This window comes from Falsihalocynthiibacter sp. CO-5D18 (assembly GCF_041205445.1).
GTDB lineage: Bacteria > Pseudomonadota > Alphaproteobacteria > Rhodobacterales > Rhodobacteraceae > Falsihalocynthiibacter > Falsihalocynthiibacter arcticus.
The window spans coordinates 21,962-47,917 of record NZ_JBGFCF010000009.1 but is presented as its reverse complement, the minus strand read 5'-3'; the positions used below and the strand labels follow the sequence as shown (position 1 = coordinate 47,917).

General features: G+C 53.8%; 25 protein-coding genes and 3 pseudogenes. 22 read left to right on the top strand and 6 right to left on the bottom strand.

All coding sequences use genetic code 11. The annotated features are described in order from the left end of the window. Positions 1 to 29: 29 nt before the first annotated feature. Positions 30 to 1,061, bottom strand: a complete 1,032-nt coding sequence (locus AB9F27_RS12985; RefSeq protein ID WP_369757813.1) for a LacI family DNA-binding transcriptional regulator — start codon at positions 1,059 to 1,061, stop codon at positions 30 to 32. Positions 1,062 to 1,258: 197 nt separating this feature from the next. On the opposite strand from AB9F27_RS12985, the gene AB9F27_RS12980 reads away from it, so the two are divergent. The 12 genes from AB9F27_RS12980 (at position 1,259) to AB9F27_RS12925 (ending at position 11,762) form a co-directional block, all read left to right on the top strand. Then, positions 1,259 to 1,453 (top strand): hypothetical protein, encoded by a 195-nt coding sequence (locus AB9F27_RS12980; RefSeq protein WP_369757812.1) that lies wholly within the window; start codon positions 1,259 to 1,261, stop codon positions 1,451 to 1,453. Positions 1,454 to 1,482: 29 nt separating this feature from the next. Continuing rightward, the gene (locus AB9F27_RS12975) at positions 1,483 to 2,628 is read left to right on the top strand and encodes a TRAP transporter substrate-binding protein (RefSeq protein WP_369757811.1); all 1,146 of its coding nucleotides are present in this window, start codon (positions 1,483 to 1,485) and stop codon (positions 2,626 to 2,628) included. Positions 2,629 to 2,736: 108 nt separating this feature from the next. Further along, on the top strand, positions 2,737 to 3,252 hold the full coding sequence (locus AB9F27_RS12970) for a TRAP transporter small permease (RefSeq protein WP_369757810.1): 516 nt from the start codon (positions 2,737 to 2,739) through the stop codon (positions 3,250 to 3,252). An 11-nt stretch (positions 3,253 to 3,263) separates the two neighbouring features. Beyond that, positions 3,264 to 4,595 (top strand): TRAP transporter large permease, encoded by a 1,332-nt coding sequence (locus AB9F27_RS12965; RefSeq protein WP_369757809.1) that lies wholly within the window; start codon positions 3,264 to 3,266, stop codon positions 4,593 to 4,595. Positions 4,596 to 4,607: 12 nt separating this feature from the next. Beyond that, positions 4,608 to 5,915 (top strand): histidinol dehydrogenase, encoded by a 1,308-nt coding sequence (hisD, locus tag AB9F27_RS12960; protein WP_369757808.1) that lies wholly within the window; start codon positions 4,608 to 4,610, stop codon positions 5,913 to 5,915. A 2-nt stretch (positions 5,916 to 5,917) separates the two neighbouring features. After that, positions 5,918 to 6,676 carry an SDR family NAD(P)-dependent oxidoreductase gene (locus tag AB9F27_RS12955; RefSeq protein ID WP_369757807.1) on the top strand — a complete coding sequence of 253 codons (759 nt, stop codon included), beginning with the start codon at positions 5,918 to 5,920 and terminating at the stop codon, positions 6,674 to 6,676. Beyond that, positions 6,673 to 7,659, top strand: a complete 987-nt coding sequence (locus tag AB9F27_RS12950) for an alcohol dehydrogenase catalytic domain-containing protein (RefSeq protein WP_369757806.1) — start codon at positions 6,673 to 6,675, stop codon at positions 7,657 to 7,659. Before AB9F27_RS12955 ends, AB9F27_RS12950 begins: the two co-directional genes overlap by 4 nt. A gap of 12 nt (positions 7,660 to 7,671) precedes the next feature. Continuing rightward, positions 7,672 to 7,983, top strand: a complete 312-nt coding sequence (locus AB9F27_RS12945; RefSeq protein WP_369757805.1) for a UxaA family hydrolase — start codon at positions 7,672 to 7,674, stop codon at positions 7,981 to 7,983. A gap of 11 nt (positions 7,984 to 7,994) precedes the next feature. Next, positions 7,995 to 9,176, top strand: a complete 1,182-nt coding sequence (locus AB9F27_RS12940; protein WP_369757804.1) for a UxaA family hydrolase — start codon at positions 7,995 to 7,997, stop codon at positions 9,174 to 9,176. Between the two features lie 64 nt (positions 9,177 to 9,240). Continuing rightward, positions 9,241 to 10,248, top strand: a complete 1,008-nt coding sequence (locus tag AB9F27_RS12935; RefSeq protein ID WP_369757803.1) for an Ldh family oxidoreductase — start codon at positions 9,241 to 9,243, stop codon at positions 10,246 to 10,248. 48 nt (positions 10,249 to 10,296) lie between these two features. Continuing rightward, complete coding sequence (locus AB9F27_RS12930) at positions 10,297 to 11,313, top strand: YeiH family protein (protein WP_369757802.1); 1,017 nt, start codon at positions 10,297 to 10,299, stop codon at positions 11,311 to 11,313. Between the two features lie 23 nt (positions 11,314 to 11,336). After that, positions 11,337 to 11,762 carry a universal stress protein gene (locus tag AB9F27_RS12925; RefSeq protein WP_369757801.1) on the top strand — a complete coding sequence of 142 codons (426 nt, stop codon included), beginning with the start codon at positions 11,337 to 11,339 and terminating at the stop codon, positions 11,760 to 11,762. Between the two features lie 230 nt (positions 11,763 to 11,992). On the opposite strand, the pseudogene AB9F27_RS12920 reads toward AB9F27_RS12925, so the two are convergent. Further along, positions 11,993 to 12,699, bottom strand: a pseudogene (locus AB9F27_RS12920) (IS6 family transposase). Positions 12,700 to 12,764: 65 nt separating this feature from the next. On the opposite strand from AB9F27_RS12920, the gene AB9F27_RS12915 reads away from it, so the two are divergent. From AB9F27_RS12915 to AB9F27_RS12870, 10 genes and pseudogenes are all read left to right on the top strand, one after another. Continuing rightward, a complete protein-coding gene (locus AB9F27_RS12915; protein ID WP_369757800.1) occupies positions 12,765 to 12,860 on the top strand; it encodes a Tn3 family transposase in 96 nt (31 codons plus the stop codon). Between the two features lie 283 nt (positions 12,861 to 13,143). After that, positions 13,144 to 14,184, top strand: a complete 1,041-nt coding sequence (locus tag AB9F27_RS12910) for a LacI family DNA-binding transcriptional regulator (protein WP_369757799.1) — start codon at positions 13,144 to 13,146, stop codon at positions 14,182 to 14,184. Between the two features lie 106 nt (positions 14,185 to 14,290). After that, on the top strand, positions 14,291 to 15,601 hold the full coding sequence (locus AB9F27_RS12905) for a sugar ABC transporter substrate-binding protein (RefSeq protein ID WP_369757798.1): 1,311 nt from the start codon (positions 14,291 to 14,293) through the stop codon (positions 15,599 to 15,601). Positions 15,602 to 15,739: 138 nt separating this feature from the next. Next, positions 15,740 to 16,606, top strand: coding sequence for a carbohydrate ABC transporter permease (locus tag AB9F27_RS12900; protein ID WP_369757797.1), 867 nt, complete (start codon positions 15,740 to 15,742; stop codon positions 16,604 to 16,606). 13 nt (positions 16,607 to 16,619) lie between these two features. After that, positions 16,620 to 17,450: a carbohydrate ABC transporter permease gene (locus AB9F27_RS12895; RefSeq protein WP_369757796.1), complete on the top strand. Its 831-nt coding sequence runs from the start codon at positions 16,620 to 16,622 to the stop codon at positions 17,448 to 17,450. A gap of 12 nt (positions 17,451 to 17,462) precedes the next feature. Next, positions 17,463 to 18,467, top strand: coding sequence for an ABC transporter ATP-binding protein (locus AB9F27_RS12890; RefSeq protein WP_369757795.1), 1,005 nt, complete (start codon positions 17,463 to 17,465; stop codon positions 18,465 to 18,467). Then, positions 18,464 to 19,237 (top strand): L-iditol 2-dehydrogenase, encoded by a 774-nt coding sequence (locus AB9F27_RS12885; RefSeq protein ID WP_369757794.1) that lies wholly within the window; start codon positions 18,464 to 18,466, stop codon positions 19,235 to 19,237. The genes AB9F27_RS12890 and AB9F27_RS12885 overlap by 4 nt, the downstream gene beginning before the upstream one ends. Beyond that, on the top strand, positions 19,237 to 20,736 hold the full coding sequence (locus AB9F27_RS12880; RefSeq protein WP_369757793.1) for a mannitol dehydrogenase family protein: 1,500 nt from the start codon (positions 19,237 to 19,239) through the stop codon (positions 20,734 to 20,736). The genes AB9F27_RS12885 and AB9F27_RS12880 overlap by 1 nt, the downstream gene beginning before the upstream one ends. A 19-nt stretch (positions 20,737 to 20,755) precedes the next feature. Then, positions 20,756 to 20,893, top strand: a pseudogene (locus tag AB9F27_RS12875) (ATP-binding protein); the annotation flags it as partial. A gap of 34 nt (positions 20,894 to 20,927) precedes the next feature. Further along, positions 20,928 to 21,635: pseudogene (locus tag AB9F27_RS12870) on the top strand (IS6 family transposase). A 68-nt stretch (positions 21,636 to 21,703) separates the two neighbouring features. On the opposite strand, the gene AB9F27_RS12865 reads toward AB9F27_RS12870, so the two are convergent. The 4 genes from AB9F27_RS12865 to AB9F27_RS12850 all read right to left on the bottom strand — a co-directional run bounded on the left by AB9F27_RS12865 (position 21,704) and on the right by AB9F27_RS12850 (position 25,419). Continuing rightward, positions 21,704 to 22,714, bottom strand: a complete 1,011-nt coding sequence (locus tag AB9F27_RS12865; protein ID WP_335586495.1) for a DUF2955 domain-containing protein — start codon at positions 22,712 to 22,714, stop codon at positions 21,704 to 21,706. Continuing rightward, entirely contained in the window at positions 22,704 to 23,768 is a 1,065-nt protein-coding gene (locus tag AB9F27_RS12860) for an HlyD family secretion protein (RefSeq protein ID WP_335586494.1), read from the bottom strand. Before AB9F27_RS12860 ends, AB9F27_RS12865 begins: the two co-directional genes overlap by 11 nt. Further along, positions 23,765 to 24,838, bottom strand: a complete 1,074-nt coding sequence (locus AB9F27_RS12855) for an AI-2E family transporter (RefSeq protein WP_335586493.1) — start codon at positions 24,836 to 24,838, stop codon at positions 23,765 to 23,767. Before AB9F27_RS12855 ends, AB9F27_RS12860 begins: the two co-directional genes overlap by 4 nt. A gap of 251 nt (positions 24,839 to 25,089) precedes the next feature. Further along, a complete protein-coding gene (locus AB9F27_RS12850; protein ID WP_335586492.1) occupies positions 25,090 to 25,419 on the bottom strand; it encodes a potassium channel family protein in 330 nt (109 codons plus the stop codon). Positions 25,420 to 25,956 lie beyond the last annotated feature (537 nt).

The following is a 25,956-nucleotide window of genomic DNA, read 5'->3' as shown; positions in this document are numbered from 1 at the left end:
TTGGAGGATGTTTAATCCATTGGAACCTGTTATCCTGGGGTGGGCCCCAGAGATCGTCGCAGGCGTATGTCGGTAGGAAGCTCAATACTTTCGCAGGCTTCGCGCTGTTTGACCATCTGTATCAACATGCTGGCCGCGCGCCGACCCATTTCGCGGTGCGGCACGTGCACCGTCGTCAAGGCCGGGTCGGCCAGCATGGCCAGCTCAATGTCGTCAAAACCGGTGATTGAGATATCATCAGGCACCCGCAGCCCCATTTCCTTTGCCGCCCGCAACGCGCCTATAGCAAGCACATCGTTTACACACATCACGGCCGTGGTACTAGGCGCTTTAGCTAGGGTTGATCGAAAGGCAATTTCGCCGGCCTCGATTCCATAAGGGGTCTCTGTTAACTCAAGTTGATCCTCGGAAAGCCCTGCTTCGGTCATGGCGAGCCGGATGCCGGCAACCCGTTCGCGCGCCCGGTCGTTTGCTGCGGTCGGGGCTGAAATACAGGCGATATTGCGGTGGCCGTGAAGGATGACCTGTCGGGCCAGTTCGGCCATGGCGTCTTTATTATTAAAGCCTACTGCTGGCTCTGGCCGGTCGGGGTCAAAAGACCACGCGACGACAAAAGGAACGGACCGCCTCTTCAGAAAGTCATAAATGCCGTCGCTGCGGTGGTACCCTATCAAAAGGACACCGTCGGCACCGCGTGCCACAATCGTGCGTACCTGTTCGGTCTCAAGGGCTTCGTCGTAGGCAGACGAGGCTATCAGAAGCGTTTTACCGTTGCGCACCAGCTCTTCCTGGAAGGCCTGGATGCCACGGGCGAAAACCGCGTTTTCCATCGTGGGGATAACAACCCCGATGGTGTTGGTCTGTTTGGCGGCCAAAGCGCGTGCCCCGAAATTCGGAGTGTAGCCCAGATATTGCACTGCGCTTAGCACCCGTTCGCGCGTCAGAGGTACGACCAGATTTGGCGAATTCAGGCAGCGCGAAACCGTTGCCGTGGATACATTTGCGTAGCGCGCAACATCCGCGAGGGTCGCAATCTGTTTGTAATCGGGTGATCGGTTCATGGGACTTTACACTTTTTTCATGGGTCAAAACTACCGGAGATAGGAGCCACGGCTCTAATATAAATCAATAAATTAGCGAGGGCCGTTTCAGATGCATCCCTAAGCTATCTTAAATCGAATATAAACACTTGCATAAAATAATGTAAGCGCTTACATGTTCATGAATGGCCGAATAAATGAGCGATTTGGGGGGATAGATGGCATTTATTATAGCATTAATATTACTTCTGGCCTTCACAGCTAATGTCGCCGTAGGCGCGATTGGCGATGGCCCCCTTATTGGAAATGTCGGGGAGCTGCTGATGCTGATGACGGCATCAATTTCCTTTGTGGTCGGCATTCTTCAGCGAGAAACACAAACAAAAAAGGGCGCGAAGACGCCTGATACCTAAAATATCCAAACCATATGGGAGGAACCATAATGAACAAACGCAACAAAGAAATCGTTTCCGAAGAACGCAGAAATTTCCTGAAGCTAGCGGGCACGGGTGGCTTTACGGCGGCCATGGTCGCAGGTGCAGGTGGTATGCTGTGGTCTAACGCAGCCGTGGCCCAAACCTCATCCGAAGAGCGGGAGCGTGAAGCCGCTGCCGAGTTCACAATGACACTGGCCACAGCGTATATTTTGGGTGCTGACCGCAGCTATCCCATCATGCAGCTAGATCTGAAAGAAAACATCCAGAACATGACCAACGGTAAGGTCTATGTGCGCCTGGCCCCCGGTGGTCAGCTTGGTGCTGGCGGCGCATTAGCGCAGGCAGTGCAGTCGGGCACCATCCAATGCGCGCAGCACTCGCTTGCCAACTTTGCGCCTTTCGCATCGGTCGTTGACCTGATCAATCTGCCATATTTTTGCGGCTCGAACCAACGCTTTACCAACCTGACATCGTCAGACACATGGAAAAGCGAAGTTGACCCCAAGATTGCGGCGTCTGGCTTTAAGTCCTTGTTCTACATCGTCATCGATCCCCGCGTTGTTGCTGTGCGTCAGGGCGGCACCGCCATAATCACTCCCGCCGACATGGCTGGTGTAAAGTTCCGGGTACCCGGTTCCGCGATGTTGCAGCAGTATTACAGCATGGTCGGTGCCAATCCGACACCGGTTGCTTGGGGCGAAACGCCATCTGCAATCCGTCAGGGTGTTGCTGATGCGCTTGACCCATCGGTTGGTGCTTTGCATGTCTTTGGTTTCGGTGAAATCCTGAGCCACGTGACCTTCACCCAAGCGGTTCCAGACAGCCAAGTCTATTCGGTCAACCTAGAATGGTTTAATTCGCTGCCGCTGGACGTTCAGGAAGGCATCGAATTCGCAGGTGAAATCACTCAGGCACAGAACCTTGCCAAAGTGCCAGCCGCACGCGCCTATGCCATGTCAGAACTGATGTCTAATGGCGTTGAATTCCACACGCTGAACGATGATCAGTTGGGCGAATGGAAATCAGCAGGCGGCTACCAAAAGCCCGAGTGGGACCAGTTCAAGATGGACCTGGCCGGCGACATGGATACGTTCAAGCGCCTCGAAGAAGCTGCGGGAACCATGGGCCGTCATTACGTCCACGACGCCTAAAGCACTCAGGGCCGGAGCCCGCTGGGGCCCAGCCCACACCATACTCACGAGACGTTTTGAATTCAAGGAACAGGTAGCGTTTTAAACGCGCCTGAGTGGGGGAAATGTATGTTGCAGATATATAATACGTTGGACAAGAACGCCGAGCGTTGGCTGCTTCTTGTTTTCTACGTAATGCTGGTTGGCACAATGTTCATCGAAGTCATCCGCCGCGAGGTGTTTTCTTACTCCTCAATATGGGGAGAAGAGATGGTGCGCTATTCCTTCATTTACCTCGCTTGGATCGGCGCATCAGCGGCCGTTAAAGAGCGTGGCCATATCCGCATCGACGTGATCCTGAACTACGTCCCTAACACTGTTAAAACTCTAATCTATATGTTTGGCGATGTGATCATGTTCATCGTCGCACTGATCGCGCTTTATTGGTCCTGGGAAGCCGTCCACGTGTCGTGGAAATTTGGATCTGTTACCCACGGTCTGCGCATTTCCCAAGTTTGGTTTTTGTTTGCTGTGCCTTTCGGCTTCGCGCTGGTCACGTTTCGGCTTGTCCAGTCCTTCCTTCGGGATCTCTCCGATCTTCGTAACGGGCGTCCCGTCTACGAAGGCGATAAACTGTTCGATTGAAGGGCTAAGACATGCTTTGGCAAAATCTACAGAACCAACCCGTCATGCTTGGCTGGGATTTCTACATCCCGATCATCGTCTTTGTTGTTCTTGTCGCATTGGCCGTACCGGTCTGGGCATCGATCGGAGCCGCCGCAATCTTGATGCTGATGATCTCGGGCGCACTGCCACTGAGCCTGTTGGGCGAAAGTTTGTTTCACGGCATCGACCACTTTGCTTTGACGGCTGTACCGCTGTTCATTCTGACCGGTGACGTGTTGGTGCGAACCGGTCTGTCGAAGAAATTTCTCGATGTGGCCGAAGCAATCACTTGCTGGGCCAAGGGTGGCTTTGGCTCGGCCACGGTTCTGGTCTGCGGCATGTTCGCAGCGATTTCAGGATCGGATGCCGCGGGTGCCGCTGCGGTGGGTCGCATGACCATCGACCGTCTTGTCGAAAGCGGATATCCGCGCCCCTATGCCTGTGCGCTGGTCGCTGCGGGTGCCTGCACCGGCATCCTCATCCCGCCCTCAATTGCATATATTATCATTGGCCTTGTGCTAGGTGTGAACGTGTCGATCCTGTTCCTGGCCGCCGTCATTCCCGGGCTGCTGGTGCTGCTGGCAATCCTAATCACCAACACGCTTGTCAATCGGCGTCACGCCTACGAAGGCGGCGGCTTAATGACGTTCGGCGAATGGGCCGTAAACCTTTGGCAGTCAATCAAATCCGGTTGGTACGCCTTCTTGGTTCCCGGCATCATCTTTTACGGCATTTTTTCGGGACGCCTGACCCCGACTGAAGCTGGAGCCATTGCCGTTATGGTCACAATTGCCATCGGCTTTATCATTGGCACGCTCAAGTTTTCTGATTTCCCTGCGATGCTGGTCAGTTCGGCCAAGGTGAACGGGGTGATCCTGCCGATTATCGCTTTCTCGCTGCCGCTGGCGCAGGCATTGGCAATCCTAGGAGTGCCGCAGGGTTTTGTTGCAGCCGCTACGAGCGTCAGTGACGAACCCTGGGTGCTAATTCTGATGATGATCCTGATACTGATAGCAGCGGGCTGCGTAATGGAAACCACGCCTAATATCGTGATCCTTGCCCCAATTTTGTTCCCCTTGGCCCAAAACATCGAGATGAACGAAATTCAGTTCTGTATCATGATGATTACCGCTTTGGGGGTCGGCTTCATCACGCCGCCCCTTGGCCTTAACCTTTTCGTGGTTGCGGGCATCACAGGTGAATCAATACTGAAGATTGCCGCACAGGCCGTCCCGTTTGTGATCTTCATGCTGATCGTAACCCTTCTGATCGCCTATATCCCAGCGATCTCAACCATCCTTCTCCCAGAAGCTTACCAATAGGAAACTCTTAACATGACACGCGAGTATCTAAAGAAGGCGACCCTCACACCCAGCAGCGGTGCCTCGGATGTGCATGATCTGGTTCAGGGCATCCTGAATGATATCGAAGCCGGCGGCGACGCGAAGGCTTTGGAGTACGCGGCGAAATTCGATAAATACGAGGGCAGCATCATCCTGTCCCAAGCCGAGATAGACGCCGCCATCGCGCTGGTGCCTGAAAAAGTCAAAGCTGATATCCAGTTTAGCCACGACAACGTGAAACGCTTTGCCGAAGCGCAAAAAGCGACCCTTACCAATATCGAAGTCGAAATAGTTCCGGGCATGATCGCAGGTCAAAAGGTTATGCCGGTCGATGCCGCGGGCTGTTACGTGCCCGGTGGCCGCTATTCGCACATCGCTTCTGCGATCATGACCGTGACCACAGCCAAGGTTGCAGGCTGTAAACATATCGTGGCTTGTTCCCCGCCCCGCCCCGACGTTGGTATTGCTCCTGCGATTGTCTATGCCGCGCATATCAGCGGTGCGGACAAGATCATGGCGATGGGTGGCGTGCAGGGCGTTGCAGCTATGACCTTTGGTCTGTTCGGGCTGCCGAAGGCGAATATCCTTGTGGGCCCGGGCAACCAGTTTGTTGCCGAAGCCAAGCGCATCTTGTTCGGCCGCGTTGGCATCGACATGATCGCGGGACCGACAGACAGTCTGATCCTTGCCGACAAAACCGCCGATCCGATGGTTGTCGCCACCGATCTGGTCGGTCAGGCCGAGCATGGGTACAATTCTCCCGTGTGGCTGGTCACCGATGACCGAAGCATCGCCGAAGAGGTGATGCGCCTTGTCCCCACCCTGATCGAAACCCTGCCAGAGGTGAACGCAGCCAACGCAACCGCTGCGTGGCGCGATTATGCCGAGGTCATCTTGTGCGCTGACCGCGAAGAGATGGCGTCGACGTCGGATGAATACGCCCCCGAACACTTGACCGTTCAGGCCCAAGATCTGGATTGGTGGCTTGATCGCCTGCTTTGCTATGGCTCGTTGTTCTTGGGCGAAGAAACCACAGTGGCCTTTGGCGACAAGGCGTCAGGCACCAACCATGTACTGCCCACCAGCCGTGCTGCGACCTATACCGGTGGGCTTTCGGTGCACAAGTACATGAAAATCGTGACCTGGCAGCGGTCAACCCGCGAGGGGGCCAAGCCGATTGCCGTGGCCACAGCGCGTATTGCCCGTCTTGAAGGGATGGAAGCGCATGCACGGACTGCCGACATTCGGCTGGCCAAATTCTTCCCCAACGAAACCTTTGATCTGAAGGTGGAAGAATAGTCATGAAACCGGGCGATCATCCTGATCTAAGCGGCCATGTCGCCTGCGTCACCGGGGCCAGTTCTGGCCTCGGTCGACGCGCAGCGCTGGTGCTGTCGCAGGCAGGAGCCAAGGTAATTGCGATTGCTCGGCGCGCTGACGCGCTGGCGACGCTCCAAGCAGAGGCACTAGGCGAAGTATTTGCCCTGCCATACGATCTGAACGACCGCGCAGGCCTTGCCGATATCGCGCGCCTTGCGGCTGAACCCTTTGGAGCGCCCGATATTGTGGTACATGCGGCAGGCATCAACACCCGCGAAGTCGCGGATGATGTTACGCTGGAAGGCTGGGATATCACGCTGAACCTTAATCTAGCCGCACCGTTTTTCCTGTCCCAGCATCTGGTACCTGGCATGCGGGCCAAGGGGTGGGGGCGGATCGTCAATTTCGCCTCGCTGCAATCGTATCGCGCCTTTGCCGGCGGACTTAGCTACGGGGCGTCAAAGGGTGGTATCGCACAACTGACCCGCTCCATGGCCGAAGCTTGGTCGCGCGACGGCATCACGGTGAATGCGATTGGTCCGGGGTTCTTTCGTACCGAACTGACGGCGGCAGTGTTTAATGACCAAGAACGTGCTGCCCGCAACGCAGCGCAAACCTGTCTGGGCCGCAACGGCGAACCCGAAGACCTTGACGGACCGTTGTTGTTTTTCTGTTCGGATGCCTGCGCCTATGTGACGGGGCAAGTTTTAATGGTCGATGGGGGGTTTACAGCAAAATGAAAGCGCTTGTTTATACCGGTGTCGAAGGATTGGATTTCTGCGATGTGCCGGACCCCGTTTTGGCCCCGGACTGTCATCTGATCCGGATCGACAGTGTAGGCATCTGCGGGTCAGACATGCATGCCTATCTGGGCCATGACGACCGCCGTCCCGCACCGCTTATCCTGGGTCACGAAGGGGCGGGTACCGTCTTGGGCGGTGCATGGGATGGCACCCGTGTGACGATCAACCCGCTTGTGACATGCGGCACCTGTCCGGCTTGTCTGGCGGGTCGCGACAATCTGTGCAGCACGCGGCAAATCATCTCGATGCCGCCGCGCGAAGGGGCGTTTGCCGAATTTGTCACGATGCCCGAACGCAATCTTGTGAAGGTGCCAACTGGCATATCCCTTGAAAAAGCAGCCCTGGCCGAACCTGTCGCCGTGTCCTGGCACGCTGTGCGTCTTGGACTTGAGGCGTTGCCAAAGGGGGCCGTTGAAACAGCCCTCGTGATTGGTGGCGGTGCCATAGGGGTTGCAGCTGCCATCAGCCTCGTCGCCCAAGGTGTGCCGGATATTACCTTGGTTGAACCTAACACGCTGCGCCGTGACTATCTGCAACTGGATGCATCAGTCAAAGTGATGTCTCCGGATGATATCAGCGGAAAGCTATTTGATGTGACCGTGGATTGTGTAGGCTATGACGCCACCCGCGCTACGGCCAGCGCCGCCACCCGTCCGGGCGGAGTGATCTTGCACGTAGGCCTTGGGGGCGGGACAGCCGGCCTCGATATTCGCCGCCTGACCTTGCAGGAGATCACATTTATCGGAACCTATACCTATACCGCGCAAGATTTTCGCGACACTTGCGCGGCGATGTTCGACGGCCGTCTTGGCCCGCTTGACTGGGCTGAAAATCGCCCCCTTTCCGATGGTGCCCAGGCGTTTTGCGATATTCGCGAAGGCCGGGTTGCCGCCCCCAAGATCATTCTTAAACCAGCATAATTGGAGACGCTGATGACCAATACTAAACCCATCCCGAACGAAATTCCGCAAATGCTTGTTCACGAAGAGGCCGACAATGTCGGCGTCGTCGTGGTCGAGGGCCTGACCGCAGGCACCGATATGCTTTGCTGTATCACCCACGATAATTCGACCTTCCGCCTGACCGCCAAGCATGACGTACCAATCGGTCACAAGATCGCGTTGAAAGACCTGAAATCGGGCGAAACCGCTATCAAATACGGCGAGGACATCGGCAAGATCATTACCGATGTCGGTCAGGGCGAACACGTCCACACCCAAAACTGCAAAACAAAGCGCTGGTAAGGACCAATAACATGACATCCAAATATTCAAACATCACCGTACAGGGCTACCGTCGCGAAAATGGCCGGGTTGGCGTGCGCAATCACGTGCTCATCCTGCCCGTCGACGATATCTCGAACGCCGCATGCGAAGCTGTGGCCAATAACGTCAAAGGCACCATGGCGATCCCCCACGCTTATGGCCGTCTGCAATTTGGCGAAGACCTTGATATCCACTTCCGCACGATCATCGGCACTGGTGCCAACGCCAACGTCGCGGCCGTCGTTGTGATCGGGATCGAACCCGGTTGGACCAAGAAGATCGCCGATGGTATTCGCGCGACGGGCAAGCCTGTGGCCGAATTCTCGATCGAGCAAAAAGGTGACTTCGAGACCATCCGCGCCGCGTCCTGGGCCGCCAAGGAATTTGTGCATCACGCGACTGAAATTCAGCGCGAAGAATGTTCGATAAGTGAGCTTTGGATTTCTACCAAATGCGGCGAAAGCGATACGACAACTGGGCTGGGGTCTTGCCCCACGGTCGGCAACATGTACGACAAGCTGCTGCCCGAAGGCATCACCGGCTTTTTCGGCGAAACATCCGAGATCACCGGCGCAGAACACATCTGTAAAGAGCGCGCGATCAACGCAGAAGTCGGCGAGCGCTGGTACAAGATGTGGGAGGCCTATCAGAACGATGTGATTTTCGCGCACCAGACTGATGACCTGTCCGACAGCCAGCCAACCAGAGGCAATATCGAAGGCGGTCTGACCACCATAGAAGAAAAGGCCCTTGGCAACCTTGAAAAAATCGGGCGTACGTCGAAGTTCATCGACATTCTTGAACCAGCGGAAGCGCCGGGTCAGGGCAACGGTCTGTATTTCATGGATTCTTCCTCGGCTGCGGCGGAATGCGTGACCTTGATGGCTGCCGGTGGCGCCGTGATCCATACTTTCCCAACTGGGCAGGGCAACGTGGTCGGCAACCCGATCGTGCCTGTGATTAAGATCACAGCAAACCCCCGCACAGTGCGCACCATGTCAGAGCATGTTGATGTCGATGTGTCTGGTATCTTGCGCCGCGAGCAGACCATCGACGAGGCTGGCGATGCGCTGATCGAAATGATCCGCCGGACTGCCAATGGCCGCAACACTGCAGCCGAGGCCCTTGGGCATCGGGAGTTCTCGATGACCAAGCTGTATCGCAGCGCATAATGAACCAATGGGCGACCCTGCATGCAGGGCCGCCCATTACCATGCCGAAGGCAGGTTGTGACCAGTGACTGATAAAACCCGTATTTCGATTGCCGATGCAACGGCTCTAATCCACGCCGCCCTTGCTGCGGCAGGTGTACCGCCCAACGTTTGCGTTTCTGTCGCCGCAGCGCTTGTCGCTGCCGAGGCCGAAAGCCAAAGCGGACACGGATTTTCTCGCGTGGCCGATTATATTGCTCAGGCGCGGTCGGGCAAGATTAACTTAAGCGCTCAGGTCACCACGACCCTTCGCGGGCCATCGTCTATTTTGATTGACGCGGATCGGGGCTTTGCCTTTCCAGCGCTTGACGCGGCGCTCGAAGTGGGGCTGCCCGTGGCAGAAAAAATGGGCATCGCGATCATGGCCGTGGGCAATTCGCATCATTGCGGCGCGCTTTCGGTACAGGTCGAAAAAATTGCCAAAGCGGGCATGATCGGGCTGATGATGGCAAATGCCCCCAAAGCGATTGCGCCATGGGGGTCAAAAGAGCCCGTTTTTGGCACCAACCCGATTGCCTTTGCTACACCGCAGGCCGCAGGTGATCCTTTGGTGCTCGATATGTCATTGTCGCGGGTTGCCCGTGGCAAGGTGATGAATGCCCATAAGACCAACCAACCGATCCCACTAGGTTGGGCGCTGGATGCGCAGGGCGAACCGACAACCGATGCCAAAGCGGCCCTTGAAGGCACAATGATCCCCATTGGCGAGGCTAAAGGTACAGCCCTTGCCCTGATGGTCGAAATCCTTGCCGCTGCCTTTACCGGCAGTGCTTTTAGCCAAGAGGCCGGATCTTTTTTTACCGCCGACGGGCCCGCGCCCATGGTCGGGCAAACCTTGATTGCCATTCGCCCCGATGCAAATTCAGATTTTCTGGTCCGGGTCAGCAGCCTGCTTGATACGATCCAGGCCATGGAAGGCGCACGCCTGCCTGGCACCCGTAGGCGGGAGGCCATCCACAGCGCTGAAACCGACGGGCTGTTGGTTCAGTCAGGCTATCTAAACCTTGCTAAAACTTTCGCCGACGGCGGGTAGCGTACCAGTGGTCACACCTGCCGAACTTAACCTATTAGGATGAAACCCATGAATATGGCCGCCATGCAGTCTCGCGCTCAATCACTAATACCCGGCGGATTGGTGGCGATGATCATCGCGATGGCAAGCAAGTTCGTGTCTGAGCACTATGGTGCTCCTTCGATGTTGCTGGCGCTCTTGTTCGGGATCAGCCTGAACTTTCTGGCCGATGATCCGCGCTGCGGACCGGGCATCGCATTCACCTCAAAGACGTTGCTGCGGTTGGGCGTGGCGCTGTTGGGGTTGCGCATCAGTTTTGGGATGATGAGTGGGCTTGGCTGGCCCATTGTTGCGATGGTGACGCTGATGGTGCCGTTGACCATCGGCTTTGGCTTTGCTGCGTCGCGGCTTTTCGGCTTTCGCTATCGTTTTGCCTTTCTGTCGGCAGGCGCTGTTGCAATCTGCGGGGCCTCTGCCGCCCTAGCCATCGCCGCGATCCTGCCGAAGGATGAAAAATCAGACGACAGGCTGGTGTTCACGGTCGTAGGTGTCACCATTTTGTCGACGATCGCGATGATTATCTATCCTATCCTCAGCCAGGCGCTTGGTTTTGACGATGTGACGGCTGGCATCTATTTGGGGGCCACCATTCACGATGTTGCACAGGTGGTTGGTGCGGGTTTTTCAATCTCTGAACAGGCCGGCGAGACGGCGACTTTGGTGAAACTGTTGCGGGTCGCCATGCTGGCCCCTGTTGTGGTTCTGGCGACCTTGGTCTTGCGTAGCACTTCGATGCCTGATCCGTCAGGCGCACGCCCGCCACTGATCCCAAGCTTTGTTCTGGCATTTATCCTGCTTGCGATGCTGAATTCGTTTGTAACCTTACCCGCCGTCCTGCTTTCGATTGCAGTTGACGCATCGGGGTGGTTGCTATTGACAGCAATTGCGGCGGTCGGGCTAAAGACCCGCCCGGCAGAGATTTTGAAGGTCGGCAAACCCGCGGCAGCCTTGCTGGTGGCCGAGACATTATTTCTAGCAGTGGCTGTGGCGCTTGCCCTGAAGTTTTTGCCCATCCTCCCTACATAACGCCTAAAGAAGGAAACACGATCATGCCCTCGTCCATTCTGATCCCAGTGGCTATTGACCACGAAGTCCTTGTCGCCGAAAAGATTGCCCTTGCGCGCCAGATGCTTGCACTAGGGGGCAAGATCACGCTGTTGACGGTGCTTGAACAAATCCCGGGGTTTGCGACCGAATTCGTGACTGTCAAATCTGAAAACCACCTGACCGCCCGAATGATGGAAAAGCTTAAGGCCGCGGCCGGACATGCAGACGACATTGACTGCAAGATTACGACGGGCAAAGCTGGTGTGCGGATCCCGGCAGTGGCCAACGAGATAGGTGCCGATCTGATTATTGTGGGCGCGCATCACCCAGTTGCTGTAGATTATTTCTTGGGGTCCACAGCCTCTCGGGTTGCACGGCGGGCCAAGTGTTCTGTCTATATTGTTCGGCCAAATACATCCGGCCAATAATCGGCCTTATGACCCTTAAAGGGATATAAGTTGTGGCACAGAAAAGACCCGGTAAAAGCGAAACCTCCTTGTTAGATCCAAGCAAACGGGAGGACATTTCTGCGCCCGTTCAAGGCGATGGCACATCGCTTAACGAAAAATCCTACTAGCCCAAGCGCTTGTACTATGCCCCTGAGCGGTGGTGTCAGACGAATTCGAACTCGTCTCAGCTAGGCCAGTGAGACTGCCCTTTATGCCGCGCAAAGATCGCGCCACTCAGCCAGAGCAGCGGTGCGGTTCATCTTGAAATGATCTCTTTGGGAAAGGGTGCGCTCCTGATTAAAATGGTTATGGATGGAAGCGTGGACAGCAACGAATTTTTGCAAGGTTCGCATCCGGCGAAAGCGAAGCATGGCACGCTCTCGTCGTCGAAACGGCAAGTGTGAGTTCTCAGCGCGATTGTTTTTCCAACGACCCGTTTCCTGTTTCGCCGCGTTACCAATTACCTTCATCGCGGCGCAGTATGAGCGAAGTTTGTCGGTAACTAGCACCTCGGCTCTGCCATGACGTTTCATGGTTTTCTTAAGGAATTTCAACGCGGCCTTATGATCCCGACGCTTGGTGACATAGCTTTCCAGCACTTCTCCTTCATGGTCAACAGCCCGCCATAGATAGTGCAGTTCGCCGTTTATCTTCACAAAAACCTCATCGAGGTGCCACTGCCAATTCGAGTAGCATCGCATCCGGCTGACCCGCTTTCTACGGATCTCAGCTGCAAACATTGGGCCAAATCGGTTCCACCAGAAACGGACTGTTTCGTGGCAGACATCGATGCCTCGTTCATGCTAAAGATCTTCCAATTTCGAAGCGAAAGTGGAAATCGAACGTAGAGAATCACTGCTAAACGGATGATTTCAGGAGACGTCTTGAAATAGCGAAATGGAGAGCATTTTTTCATAGTCAAATGCTAGTTAGTTGCCCTGCCCGCCTCAAGCGAATTTCCTCTGACGGTGCCCCGGCGGGGTGTCAGGTCACGTCTTTGCCTTATTCCATCTGCTTGGGTTAAAATGGGCACCTCGTTTGTGGGATTTCCCAGATCGTAGGCTGGCCTGTTTTTGAATGCTGGGAGCTCGGAAAGGATTGATACCAATTAAGGGGCGGCCAATAAACGAAGAGGCTATTCTGAGCTGCAGGGACGGATGTTATCCAGCTGCCTGCAAGCGTAAAAAACGGCTCTGTAGATATCTCTACACCAAGGTGAAAGCTGGGCTAGGCGGGAATTTGGGCAATAATACTCCATTCAATGTAAAAACTGTGATACTTTCTTTACGTGCGAAAAAAAATATCGACTTGAGCTAAAGAAGTCGTATCATGGAAGAAATTGGGAATAAGGAGACCTGTTATGAATAAGCCGCGTGTCAACACTATGGAAGAACTCTCGATTGCGATCGGCGTGTCCCGTCCAACACTATCTCGTTATTTTCAAAACCCCACGCTCATTAAGGCTGCTACCGTGGCACGGATCGAGGCCGGGTTGGGCAAGGTTGAATATGTCCCTAATTTCTTTGCGACCCGCCTGAATCGCAAGACGACAGGCATTATTGGCGTTATCATTCCCTACTTGAATGACCTGTTTTTCACTAGGCTCTTGGAGCAAATTGAGATGGCTGCAATGGATGCGGGTTTTACTGTTATCACGCAGTGTTCCCACTCGGATCCAAAGATCGAAGCGCGCGCTGCGCGGACGTTTATGTCGATGAATGTTGATGGGGCGCTCGTAGTGCCGCTAGGGAACCAAAGTGACGCTAACGTTCATCAAAAACTCCGTGAACGCCTTCCGTTCGTTCTTGTTGACTCGCGACCCAAGACGATGCCGAATGTTGAATACGTCGGCACGGATCACACGCAAAGCTTTGGTTTAATGATTGAATATCTTTGCCGCGTTGGTGGCCCCCCGGTTTTTCTTGGCATGCCTCGTGTGAACTTTAACGCTGTTCAGCACGAAGAAATTTATATCAAACGGATGCATGAAATGGGGTTTGAAGCTACGATTATTGGTACCGAGATGGTTGGTGAAGGTTGGCATTTTGAGGCTCATGGTGAGGCTGTCTTGGACGATTTTTTCTCCCGTGGGCTGTATACCGACAGATCGATTCTCTGTGTAAATGACCGCGTCGCGATCGGCGCTTTGCGTGCTGCAATGCGGCACGGGTTAACGCCGGGTCGGAGCCGTGAAGGCGGTTTGCGCATTGCGGGTCACGACGATTATCCTTTGTGTCCGTTTGTCACGCCAGCGCTGACCACAGTGGAGCAGAACTTTGAAGCGATTGGAAAGGCGGCAGTTTCCCGACTCATTGAAATTATTCAGGGGGCGGAGATAGATCCCGCAAACCCTAAGGTCCAGTTATTTGAGGGGAGCTTGAGGTTGCGCGAGTCTGCTTGACCAAACGGCAAACGCCGCAATGCAGCATTCTAGTGTTTGATAAACAGTCTTGACTCACAGCTTTTTCAGCGCCAATGTTTACACACGTAAAAAAGGGAGGATCAAAATGTCTATCAAGAAAACACTACTGACCAGTGTGGTTGGCTTGGGCCTGACTGCTGGCATCGCTGCCGCAGACAGTCACTCTGCGACACTCACCATCGCGACCGTGAACAACGGCGACATGGTTCGTATGCAGGGCTATACGGATCAATTCACAGCCGAAACCGGTATTGCTGTTGAATGGGTCACGCTGGAAGAAAACGTTCTGCGCTCGCGCGTTACGACGGACATCACCACAAAGGGTGGCCAGTTCGACATCATGACAATCGGTATGTATGAAACCCCGATCTGGGGTGCGCAGGGCTGGCTCGTCCCGCTTGACGATCTGTCTGCTGAATACAACGTTGCCGATATCCTGCCCGCAATGGCAGGCGGTTTGAGCCATGACGGCACGCTTTATGCGGCACCGTTCTACGGTGAAAGCTCAATGGTTATGTATCGCACAGACCTTATGGAAGCTGCTGGCCTCGAAATGCCGGAAGCCCCTACATGGGAGTTCATCGCTAAAGCTGCGGCTGCGATGACGGACCGTGACGCTGAAATCAACGGTATTTGCCTGCGCGGTAAGGCTGGTTGGGGTGAGGGCGGTGCCTTTATCACAGCAATGTCCAACTCTTTCGGTGCACGCTGGTTTGACGAAGAGTGGAATGCACAGTTTGACACAGATGCTTGGGCAAACACGCTTAACTTCTACAAGAACACGATGGATGCTTCTGGACCAGCCGGCTACCCGACAAACGGTTTCAACGAAAACCTGTCGCTGTTTAACCAAGGCAAATGTGGCATGTGGATTGACGCAACGGTTGCTGCGTCTTTCGTAACAGGCGACGATTCAACTGTTGCTGACTCTGTTGGTTTTGCACTGGCACCAGATACTGGTTTGGGTAAGCGGTCCAATTGGCTCTGGGCTTGGGCTCTGGCGATCCCAGCTGGAACCCAGCAAGAAGCTGAAGCTAAGCAGTTCATCGAATGGGCAACTGGCACTGGCTACATCGAACTGGTTGCGGCCAACGAAGGCTGGGCTAACGTTCCTCCTGGTGCGCGTACATCGCTCTATGAGAACCCTGACTACCTTGCGGTCCCGTTTGCTCAGATGACGCTGGACTCTATCCTGTCGGCTGATCCGACCAACCCGACAGTTGATCCGGTTCCATATGTTGGTATCCAGTTCGCTGCTATCCCTGAATTCGCGGGCATCGCCACCGAAGTAAGTCAGGAATTCTCGGCAGCTTATGCAGGTCAGCAGACCGTCGAAGAAGCTCTAGCTAAGGCGCAGGCAATTACGACCGAAGCAATGGAAGCTGCAGGTTACTAAACCTATACTTCACATCAGGGGGCGGCGTGTGTCGCCCCCTGATCACAAGCAAGCCACCAACTCGAATGCCGTCCGAAAGCTGCGACAGACATGGTCGCCTTTTCTATACCAGTCTGTTCAAAGAGGAGTTGAATTCCAATGGCTACCAAAGCTTCCCGATCAGCCGCCCGTCTGATGATGGCTCCCGCCGTGATCCTGCTTCTGGGCTGGATGTTGGTTCCCCTGACGATGACGTTGTGGTTTTCGTTCCGCAATTATCTACCGCTGCGTGGCGGAGACCTAGGCTGGGCAGGATTTGACAACTACGTCCGCTTTGTAACGTCCAGTTCATTCTGGCCTGCAATTTTAACGACGCTGATCATTCTTAGCGGCGTTCTGGCTATTACGATCATCCTTGGTATTTTGCTCGCCATTTTGCTCGATCAACCTATGTGGGGCCAAGGGGTCGTCCGGATTCTTGTCATCGCCCCGTTCTTCGTAATGCCAACCGTATCGGCGCTGGTGTGGAAGAATATCTTCATGGACCCTACGAACGGTCTGTTCGCTCATCTTTGGAAATTCTTTGGTGCAGAGCCGGTCAGTTGGCTGTCGGATGCGGCAATGCCGTCGCTTATTTTGATTGTGTCCTGGCAGTGGTTGCCGTTCGCGACGCTGATCTTGCTGACTGCAATCCAGAGCCTTGATAGTGAACAGCTCGAAGCGGCCGAGATGGACGGTGCATCGCCATTATCGCGATTTATCTATATCACGCTTCCCCACCTGAGCCGCGCTATTACAATCGTGATCTTGATCCAAACGATTTTCTTGCTGGCGATCTTTGCCGAGATTTTCGTGACCACCGGCGGTGCGTTCGGTACCCGTACGTTGTCCTACTTAATTTTCCAGCGTGTGCTTGAAAGTCAGAATATTGGACTTGGTTCTGCGGGCGGCGTTTATGCCATCATCCTTGCAAACATCGTTGCCATCTTCCTGATGCGCATCGTTGGCAAAAACCTAGATAACTGAGGGAGGGCGACACATGGCACGTTCCGTCACAACACAACGCAAAGCGATCAATACGACGATTGCGTGGGCCATCGGTCTACTGATCTTCTTCCCAATCTTGTGGACCATCTTGACCAGCTTCAAAACCGAAGCGCAGGCCATCAATGACACACCCCTGTTCCTGTTCTTTGATTGGACCACGGAAAACTACACAACGGTGATGGAACGATCAAACTACGGCCGGTTTCTGTGGAATTCGATCTTCATCGCTGGGGGGTCAACGATCCTCGGGATCATGATTGCGATCCCTGCGGCTTGGTCAATGGCCTTTGTGCCATCTCCCCGGACCAAAGACATTCTACTCTGGATGCTCTCAACCAAGATGTTGCCAGCTGTTGGCGTGCTGTACCCTATCTATCTTTTGTTCATTAAGATGGGGTTGCTGGACAGCGTTGTCGGCCTGACGATTGTGTTGATGTTGATCAACCTGCCGATCATTGTCTGGATGCTTTACACGTATTTCCGTGAAATTCCGGTTGAAATCCTCGAGGCGTCGCGGATGGATGGAGCCGGTCTTAAATCAGAAATTCTGTATGTTCTGACGCCAATGGCGCTCCCTGGTATCGCGTCCACGATGCTGCTGAACTTTATACTGGCGTGGAACGAGGCGTTCTGGACCCTCAACCTTACAGCTGCGAAAGCGGCACCCCTAACAGCCTTCATTGCGAGCTATTCCAGCCCTGAAGGTCTGTTTTACGCGAAACTCAGTGCGGCCTCTACGATGGCCATTGCTCCTATACTCATCCTTGGCTGGTTCAGCCAGAAACAACTTGTCCGTGGCCTGACGTTTGGCGCGGTAAAATAAGGAACCTGATACATGGGACAGATTACCCTTAACCAAGTCACTAAAAACTTTGGCGATGTTCAGGTCATTCCGCCACTTGATCTGGAAATTAACGAAGGTGAATTCGTTGTTTTCGTCGGGCCATCGGGTTGTGGTAAATCCACGCTGTTGCGTCTGATTGCGGGTCTTGAGGATACCACAGCTGGGCACATCGACATCAATGGTCGCGATGCCACGGCCCTGCCACCGTCCAAACGCGGTCTGGCGATGGTGTTTCAATCCTACGCACTTTATCCGCACATGTCTGTGCGCAAGAACATCGCGTTTCCGATGCGTATGGCAAAGCTGGATCAGGCAACACAAGACGCCAAGATTGAGGCTGCGGCGGCAGCGTTGAACTTGACGGATTATCTGGATCGCAAACCGGGTCAGTTGTCCGGTGGTCAGCGTCAGCGTGTGGCGATTGGCCGTGCGATTGTGCGCGAACCTGCGGCATTCCTGTTTGACGAACCACTATCTAACCTTGACGCGGCTTTACGTGTTGGCATGCGCCTTGAAATAATGGAGCTGCATGAAAAGCTAAAAACAACAATGATATACGTGACCCACGATCAGGTCGAGGCCATGACTATGGCCGACAAGATAGTGGTGTTGCAGGCTGGTATTATTGAACAGGTCGGCTCCCCGCTTGATCTGTACCATGCACCACGCAACAAGTTTGTCGCGGGCTTTATCGGTTCCCCTAAAATGAACCAGATTGAAGGTGCGGAAGCGGCTAAGCATAATGCCACAACCATTGGCATCCGCCCCGAACATTTGGCTGTTTCCAAGACTGAAGGTCTTTGGAAGGGCACTGTTGGCGTGGCCGAACATCTTGGGTCAGACACGTTCATCCACATCCATGAAACCGGATTGATGGACATGATGACGGTTCGTATCACGGGTGACATTGAAGCACGCCACGGCGAAAACATTTATCTGACCCCCGATATGGACAAGCTGCACAGATTTGACGCGCAGGGACTGCGCATCGCATGACACGTCTGAACGGTAAGTCGGCCCTGATTACAGGGGCTGCGCGCGGTATAGGGCGTGGTTTTGCCGAAGGTTACGTTGCCGAGGGCGCTACCGTCGCGATTGCTGACATCAACCTCGCCGCCGCGCAAAATACTGCAGCGGAATTGGGCGGTGGAACCTACGCGGTGCAGATCGATGTATCTGATCAAGCAAGCATCGACGCGGCCATCGCGTCGGTCGTTGCACGATCTGGCAAGCTCGATATTTTAGTCAACAATGCCGCGTTGTTTGATGCATCCGAAACCGTCAATATCACCCGGGCCAGTTTCGACAAACTGTATTCGGTCAACGTTGCGGGCACCTTGTTCACTATGCAGGCAGCGGCCAAACAGATGATTGCACAGGGCCACGGCGGTAAGATTATCAACATGGCGTCCCAAGCCGGGCGGCGAGGCGAGGCACTGGTCATGGTTTATTGTTCGACGAAAGCGGCCGTTATTTCGATGACACAGTCTGCGGGCCTCGATCTGATCCGTTATGGGATTAACGTGAACGCCATCGCACCAGGTGTCGTGGATGGCGCACATTGGGACCATGTCGATGCGATTTTTGCCAAGCTCGAAGATAAAAAACCTGGTCAGAAAAAGGCCGAGGTCGCCGCAGGTGTACCTGCTGGACGGTTTGCGGTCCCCGCTGATTTGACTGGCATGGCGGTTTTCCTAGCCTCTCCGGACTCCGATTATATCGTGTCGCAGACGTATAACGTCGACGGCGGACAGTGGATGAGCTGATGAAACTGAGTCTTGAAAATCTGGCAAACCTGCCTGACTGCGTGCGGACGCCGTCCTATGATCGCTCTGACCTGACGGCTGGCATCGTTCATATAGGGTTGGGCAATTTTCACCGCGCGCATCAGGCGTGGTATCTGCATCGTTTGATGGATCAGGGATTGGCGCAGGACTGGGCGATTTTGGGCGCAGGTGTGCGAGCAGGGGACGCAGTACAGCGTGATCGCCTGTTGGCGCAAGACTGTCTGACAACGCTGATCGAGCTCGACCCGTCCGGCAAGTCTGCCGAAGTGATTGGGTCAATGATCGGGTTCATTCCGGTTGCCGACGACAACGCGCCGCTGATTGCGAATTTGTCCGAAGCCGCTATTCGTATCGTGGCCTTGACCGTGACCGAGGGCGGTTATTATCAGTCTGCGAACGGCCAGCTTGATACCCAGCACGCTGACCTCAAGCATGACGCCGCCAACCCCGACAGTCCGAAAACAGCGTTCGGCGCGATAGTTGCTGCACTAAAGGCCCGTCGCAACAGCGGCGTGGGCCCGTTCACGTGCCAATGCTGTGACAATCTACAAGGTAATGGAGACGTTTTGCGTCAAACGGTCGTTGGCCTTGCAATGTTGTCCGATCCTGATCTGGCGATGTGGATTGACCAGAACGTGACATTCCCGAATGCGATGGTCGATTGCATCGTGCCCGCAACTGGCCCAGCCGAGCTTGCGTTGGTAAAAGAATTTGGTGTCGATGACGGCGCTCCTGTGACCCATGAAAACTTTCGTCAGTGGGTGATCGAGGACAAATTTTGTGCAGGTCGCCCCGATTGGGACAAGGCTGGTGCGACGTTCACTCCTGATGTCCATGCATTTGAGGCGATGAAGCTGCGCCTGTTGAACGCAGGGCACCAAATTGTTGCGACACCGGGCGAATTGCTTTCAGTTGATACTATAGCAGCTACGATGGGCCACCCGCTAATCTTGGGGCTATTCCGCAAGATCGAAACGCAGGAAATCGCACCGCATGTGGCCGCCGTGCCGGGTATGACGCAGCTTGCTTATATAGACCTGATCACCAGCCGCTTTGCGAACGCCGAGATTCGCGACACGACCCGCCGCGTGACCTTTGATGGATCGTCTCGGCACGCAGGCTTCTTGCACCCGATCATCCGTGATGCGCTGGCAGCAGGCACACCTATCGAGGGTCTCGCTCTGATCGAAGCGATGTGGGCCCGTATGTGCGAAGGCAGCAGAGAGGATGGCAGTCAGATTGAGCCTAACGATCCGTTTTGGGACGATCTGAATAGCACTGCCCAAGCGGCTCGTGAACGGCCAATGACCTGGTTAGAACAGAAATCAATTTATGGTGATTTAGCAAAAGAAAGCAGCTTCACTTCAGCCTTTGAACTTTGGTTAGACCTGATTTGGCGGGACGGTATAGAGGCTGCCCTTGAGCTCTATTGTGGCATGTCGGAGGAGAAGCGGGCAAGCGGGGCGAAGACACCATGACTGTATTAGAAGCCGACGTTACCTGCCGTTCAGCTCGTCAGGCGGTGCGCTGCTGTTCCATCTGCTTAGCAAACTCTATGAGCAGACCAGCGTCATCATAACAACCAACCTCAGCTTCTCGGAATGGGCCCAGGGGCACTGTCAGAAGAAACTGACTTGAACAGGGTCGGGCGGTTTTGTAGCGTTTGCGGATGACAAAACCTTCGCCATTTCGCTACTTCAAAACGAGCCCTGAAATCATCCGTCTTGCTGTGATGCTCTACGTCAGATTTCCTCTTTCGCTTCGAAATGTGGAAGATCTTTTGCATGAACGAGGCATCGATGTCAGCCACGAAACCGTCCGTTTCTGGTGGAACCGATTTGGCCCAATGTTCGCTGCTGAGATCCGTAGAAAGCGGGTTAGTCGGATGCGATGTTACTCGAATTGGCAGTGGCACTTGGATGAGGTTTTTGTGAAGATAAACGGCGAACTGCACTATCTATGGCGTGCCGTGGATCACGAGGGTGAAGTGTTGGAATCTTACGTTACGAAACGTCGAAATCGCAAGGCTGCATTGAAATTCCTCAAGAAAACCATGAAACGTCATGGCAGAGCCGAGGTGCTAGTAACCGACAAACTTCGCTCATACGGCGCCGCGATGAAGGTAATTGGTAACGTGGCGAAACAGGAAACGGGTCGTTGGAAAAACAATCGCGCTGAAAATTCGCACTTGCCGTTTCGACGATGAGAGCGTGCCATGATCCGCTTTAGGCGCATGCGAACCTTGCAGAAATTCGTTTCCGTCCATGCTTCCATCCACAACCATTTTAATCAGGAGCGCACCCTTTCCCAAAGAGATCATTTCAAGATGAACCGCACTGCTGCTCTGGCTGAGTGGCGCGGTCTTTGCGCGGCATAAAGGGCAGTCTCACTGGCCTAGCTGAGACGAGTTCGAATTTGTCTGACACCACCTCGGTGCGGTTTCCCTTAAACCGCGTTGCGTGGTTTTCGCTCCGGCCAAAACTCATCGACGACAATGTAGGCTACAATCACAAACATAACGGCACTCCCAATTTGCAAAACCCGCGTTATGCTTTTTGCGTCAGCTTCATCGGCAAAAAATCCAATGGATCCACCATAGATAACCAAAGCCGTGGTAATTGCGGACCCAGCAGCGGGGGCAAGTTTACTTTTTGACTTACCAAGCGCGCCCAAGGACAAGCAGAGCAGCAAGCACAACAAAGCAGGAGTCACGAGGCTTGGCGCAATCACGTTAATCTCGAAGCAAAGAATTGCGACGACGGCCCCAAGGCCGTTTGAGATCAGCATCGCCTTGCCTACGTTTTTTCCGGCTCCAGCCATGGCTGCAAGTTGCTGTGAGAGTAAGGCTACGAAGAAAAGCACCAGAAGAGCGCTCGAGCCTGAAATGAAGAAAATGAGCGCAAATGGCACTGTCACCAGCGACATTCTCAGGAGACGTCGGAGTGAATCGAATTCCGGCGCGGGCTTGGGCGGGGCTTTCGCAACGGCGGGCTCTCTTACAGGTATGATTAGAAACATGAGAGCCGAGGTATACCCCGCGATGAGCAAGTTGATAGGTATCCAAATCGCGAGTACGAGGGCTATTTCTTGTGATTGGAAAACGACGTTCGGAACCATCATCGCCGCCATGAGCGCAAGGACACCCGGTAGAATTCCAGCCCCAGACAGAGACCACGTAAAAGACATTATGATCCCAATACAAACGACGGCGAGAAACACTAATGGATAGGGAGAAAGAAGGGACGAAAGAACCCATGATGTGATCATCAACAGAAGCGCCAAAGTGAACAGCTTTAATGACACTTTAGGGGGCATAGGGGCCGGAGCTTGCAGAAACAGCGTTGTAAAAAGGGCGCCGATAAAGGCCAATGGCCACCCCATAGCCAATCCGAGTGTAAACACCACAGTTGTCCCAACGGCCAGCCTTACGACGGATCTGTAATCTTCAGTAAGCATAGCTGAAAACAGAAACCAAACGAATGTATGCACGGCCAACGAAGTTCAATAATGAACTGTCCGTTAGATACATTATGATATCGGCTTGCCCATTTAATTGAAACTTAAGATCGTCTTCGAGAGAGCCTGCCTCATAGCCAGGCAACACAATACGCACAGGAAACCGCTCAGGCTCCCTTAAAAATCCAGTTGCACTGGGTGCGCTTGCTAACTTTCCCGCCGTGTCTCCACCGCTAATTGAAACAGCACCGCTAAAGCTTTCAATAACACCGTCGACAATCTGGCCAGGGTGCATATCGAGAACGACTTCGACCGGATCTCCGACCTTCGCGAGCCCAATATTATTTTCAGTCATATAGGCTTCGACCCAGACGTCTGTAGCATCAAGAAAAGTCAGAAGCTCCCGTCCACTGTGCGCGTAGGTCCCGGGGGCCACGAGTAAGTTGGACACAACGCCTAAGGCAGGGGCTTTAAGTTCAGTCCACTCCAAATTCAATTCGGCCTCGGAAAGGGATGCAAGCGCTCTCTGGATTTTTGGATTATCTTGACCGGCGTCTCCCAGTTGAAGCTTTGCGCGATCCAAATCAGCAACCGCATTGTCTTTTTGAGCCTCCGCATTTGCCAATTCTTTTCGGGCGTCGTCCGCTTTTGAAATGGGAACTAAGCCCTTTTTCTCCAGCGCGAAAACACGTTCAGTCTGTAAGCGCATTGTGTCGAGGTCGCTTTGCGCCCTTGTTAACGTGGCTTGGGCCGCGCGGACTTGCGCCGAGGATGCGCCTACATCTTGAGTGGCAGATTCCAAATCCGCCTCGGCGCGCATTTTGTCGATCTCATAGGGTCTGCGATCAATGCGCGCGAGGACGTCCCCCGCAGAAACCACTTGGCCATTCGCGACCAATACTTCGGTCACAACGCCTGACACTTGGGGAACGATAAGTGTTGCGATGGCTTTCACACGTGCATTTCCGGTGAAAGGAGTCCTCCGATCCGCCGCGATATACCAACATAGAAACACCAGCAGAACGGCAAGTGTGGACCAGATCGTGCGCTTCATTCAGCCTCTCCTTTAACGGTTTCATCGGCATCAGACGCCAACCAAAGCGTAAACAATTCGTAGAATACGGCCAGCAAAACCGGCCCCATGAAGACACCGATAAGTCCATAAGCCATCATACCACCGATGACGCCGATCAAAATGACCAGCATTGGGGTTTGCAATCCTTTGGAGATGAAAATCGGGCGGAGAAAACCATCCATGATACCAACTGGAATGGCAAGAACAGTAAATGCGAGAGCCGCGCCGCCTGACATGGAACTCCATGCGTAAATGGCGACCGGAATGAGAACGATCATGGGGCCAAGCTGGATGATCGATAGGATCAAACATATCAGAGCGAGAGTTGCGGCCGACTGAATCCCAAAGAGAGCAAGGAGAACCCAAACACACACGGCTTGAATTGCAGCAACGCCAATCACGCCTTTTGTGACGTTTTTAATTGTGGCACCAGCCATCACAACGAATTCGCCACCGCGTGGAGCAAACACTCGGTTCGCAAACCCTTGGACGCCAAGAGAAAGTTTGGGGCCAGGTGAGAACAGAAAACCCATGACAATCACGGAGAGCGCTAGACCGAGCAAACTCATCCCAATTCCCGCGGCGCGTCCAAAAATAGCCATGCCGACTTCCGTGATTTGTGGTCCGTAAGTCCTTAAGGCATCCCCCAGATTTTTTTCAAAGACTGACCAAACTTCAGAGAGTTTACCGCCGACGAGGGGTAAATCCTTAAGACCCTCGGGCGCGGGTGGCATTTTCAAAGTTCCGGCGGTGGCTTGGTCAGAAAGATTCCGCGCGATTTCAATCGCTCCTGAGATTGCCGAACCTACGGGACCTAAAGTGAGGGCAAGACCAAGAAGGACTATGATTCCAGAGGCGAGAGATTTCCTCCCCCCGAGTTTTTGCTCAAGCCAAGTATATAAAGGGTACAAAGCCACGCACAGTATGACCGCCCAAATCACAACGCTTGCCAAAGGGGCCACCATTACGATGGCGCTGTAAATGAACAACCCCAAGAAAACTAGCCGAACGACTAGGTCAACAATTCGTGCGTCATCTGTCTTACCCATTAGAAACTCCCCAAAAGCGTTCAGTCTCGGTCAGTCGAGCCTGAAATTAATGTGCCTACTTAAGCAGACATCGAAAGGCCAAACTTATGAAATACAACCATCGCATACCCTCGTTAGCGATAGAGCATTGATTTGGCTCTATATGCAGACCAACCCGCTTTCATCCTGTAGCACTTGCAAATTAAACGTTGTCGAACTTGCAAGAACATACACGGGATGCAGTGAGGGTCCGCGTTGAAGAAGCTCGAGGCTTACGCGTCGTCTTCCCCCTCTTTTGCTTGCTTGATGATTGCGTCGGCCACAGTCGTTGCCGCAGTTACAAAAACACCAAGACCGATGATGATGTAAAAAATTGTGAATACCTTACCAGCAGCCGTCTCGGGCGAGAAATCTCCAAACCCAACTGTAGAAATTGTCACGACAGAAAAGTATATAGAATCCAGCCAAGACCAACCTTCAACGAAGCGATAAAAAACAGAAGCCCATAAAACAATAGCTGTTGAAATGGCTAAAACCGTTCGTACTGATTTATCCGCAAATGCCGCTCGCAGGCCTCGATTTATTTTACCCAGGTTACTCAACGCTTTTCTCCCTTAAGATCCTATCTCATTGAGAGTTAACTGAAAATGGCTCGGCACTCAAGATTCACTCAGTTGGATCTCTCTAGGCGTCAATGAACCCACACACCTTAACCCTATCGTTGAAATTCGATAAAGCAATTGGTTTTTATTATTTTGTCGCCTTACGACCTCAATCGTTTTCCCGGGCTCCCAAGGTTTAACTAAAAATGACGCGTAACCCAGACTAGGGCAGCGTCAAAGGAAACTCGGTTGTGAAGGTCAGGGTGGCGGTAATTCCCCCGTTTTTAACGGGGTGCCGCTTTAGAACTTACGTGGCCATTTTCAGTTTCATTGCGGATGCTACCATGTTGGGTCGCTCGTTGTTGTAAGATGGAGTGGTTGCAGCCCTCCTCAGACGGCATCGCAATGTGCCATGATGTGATCTTGGAAGAGCCACTAAGCGGAGAGGACGGCGAAATGAATGAGACAAGGGTTGGGGTGGGTTTGGCAAAGGCTGTGTTCCAAATCCACTTTGCGTCAATGACGGGCCACCTAAAA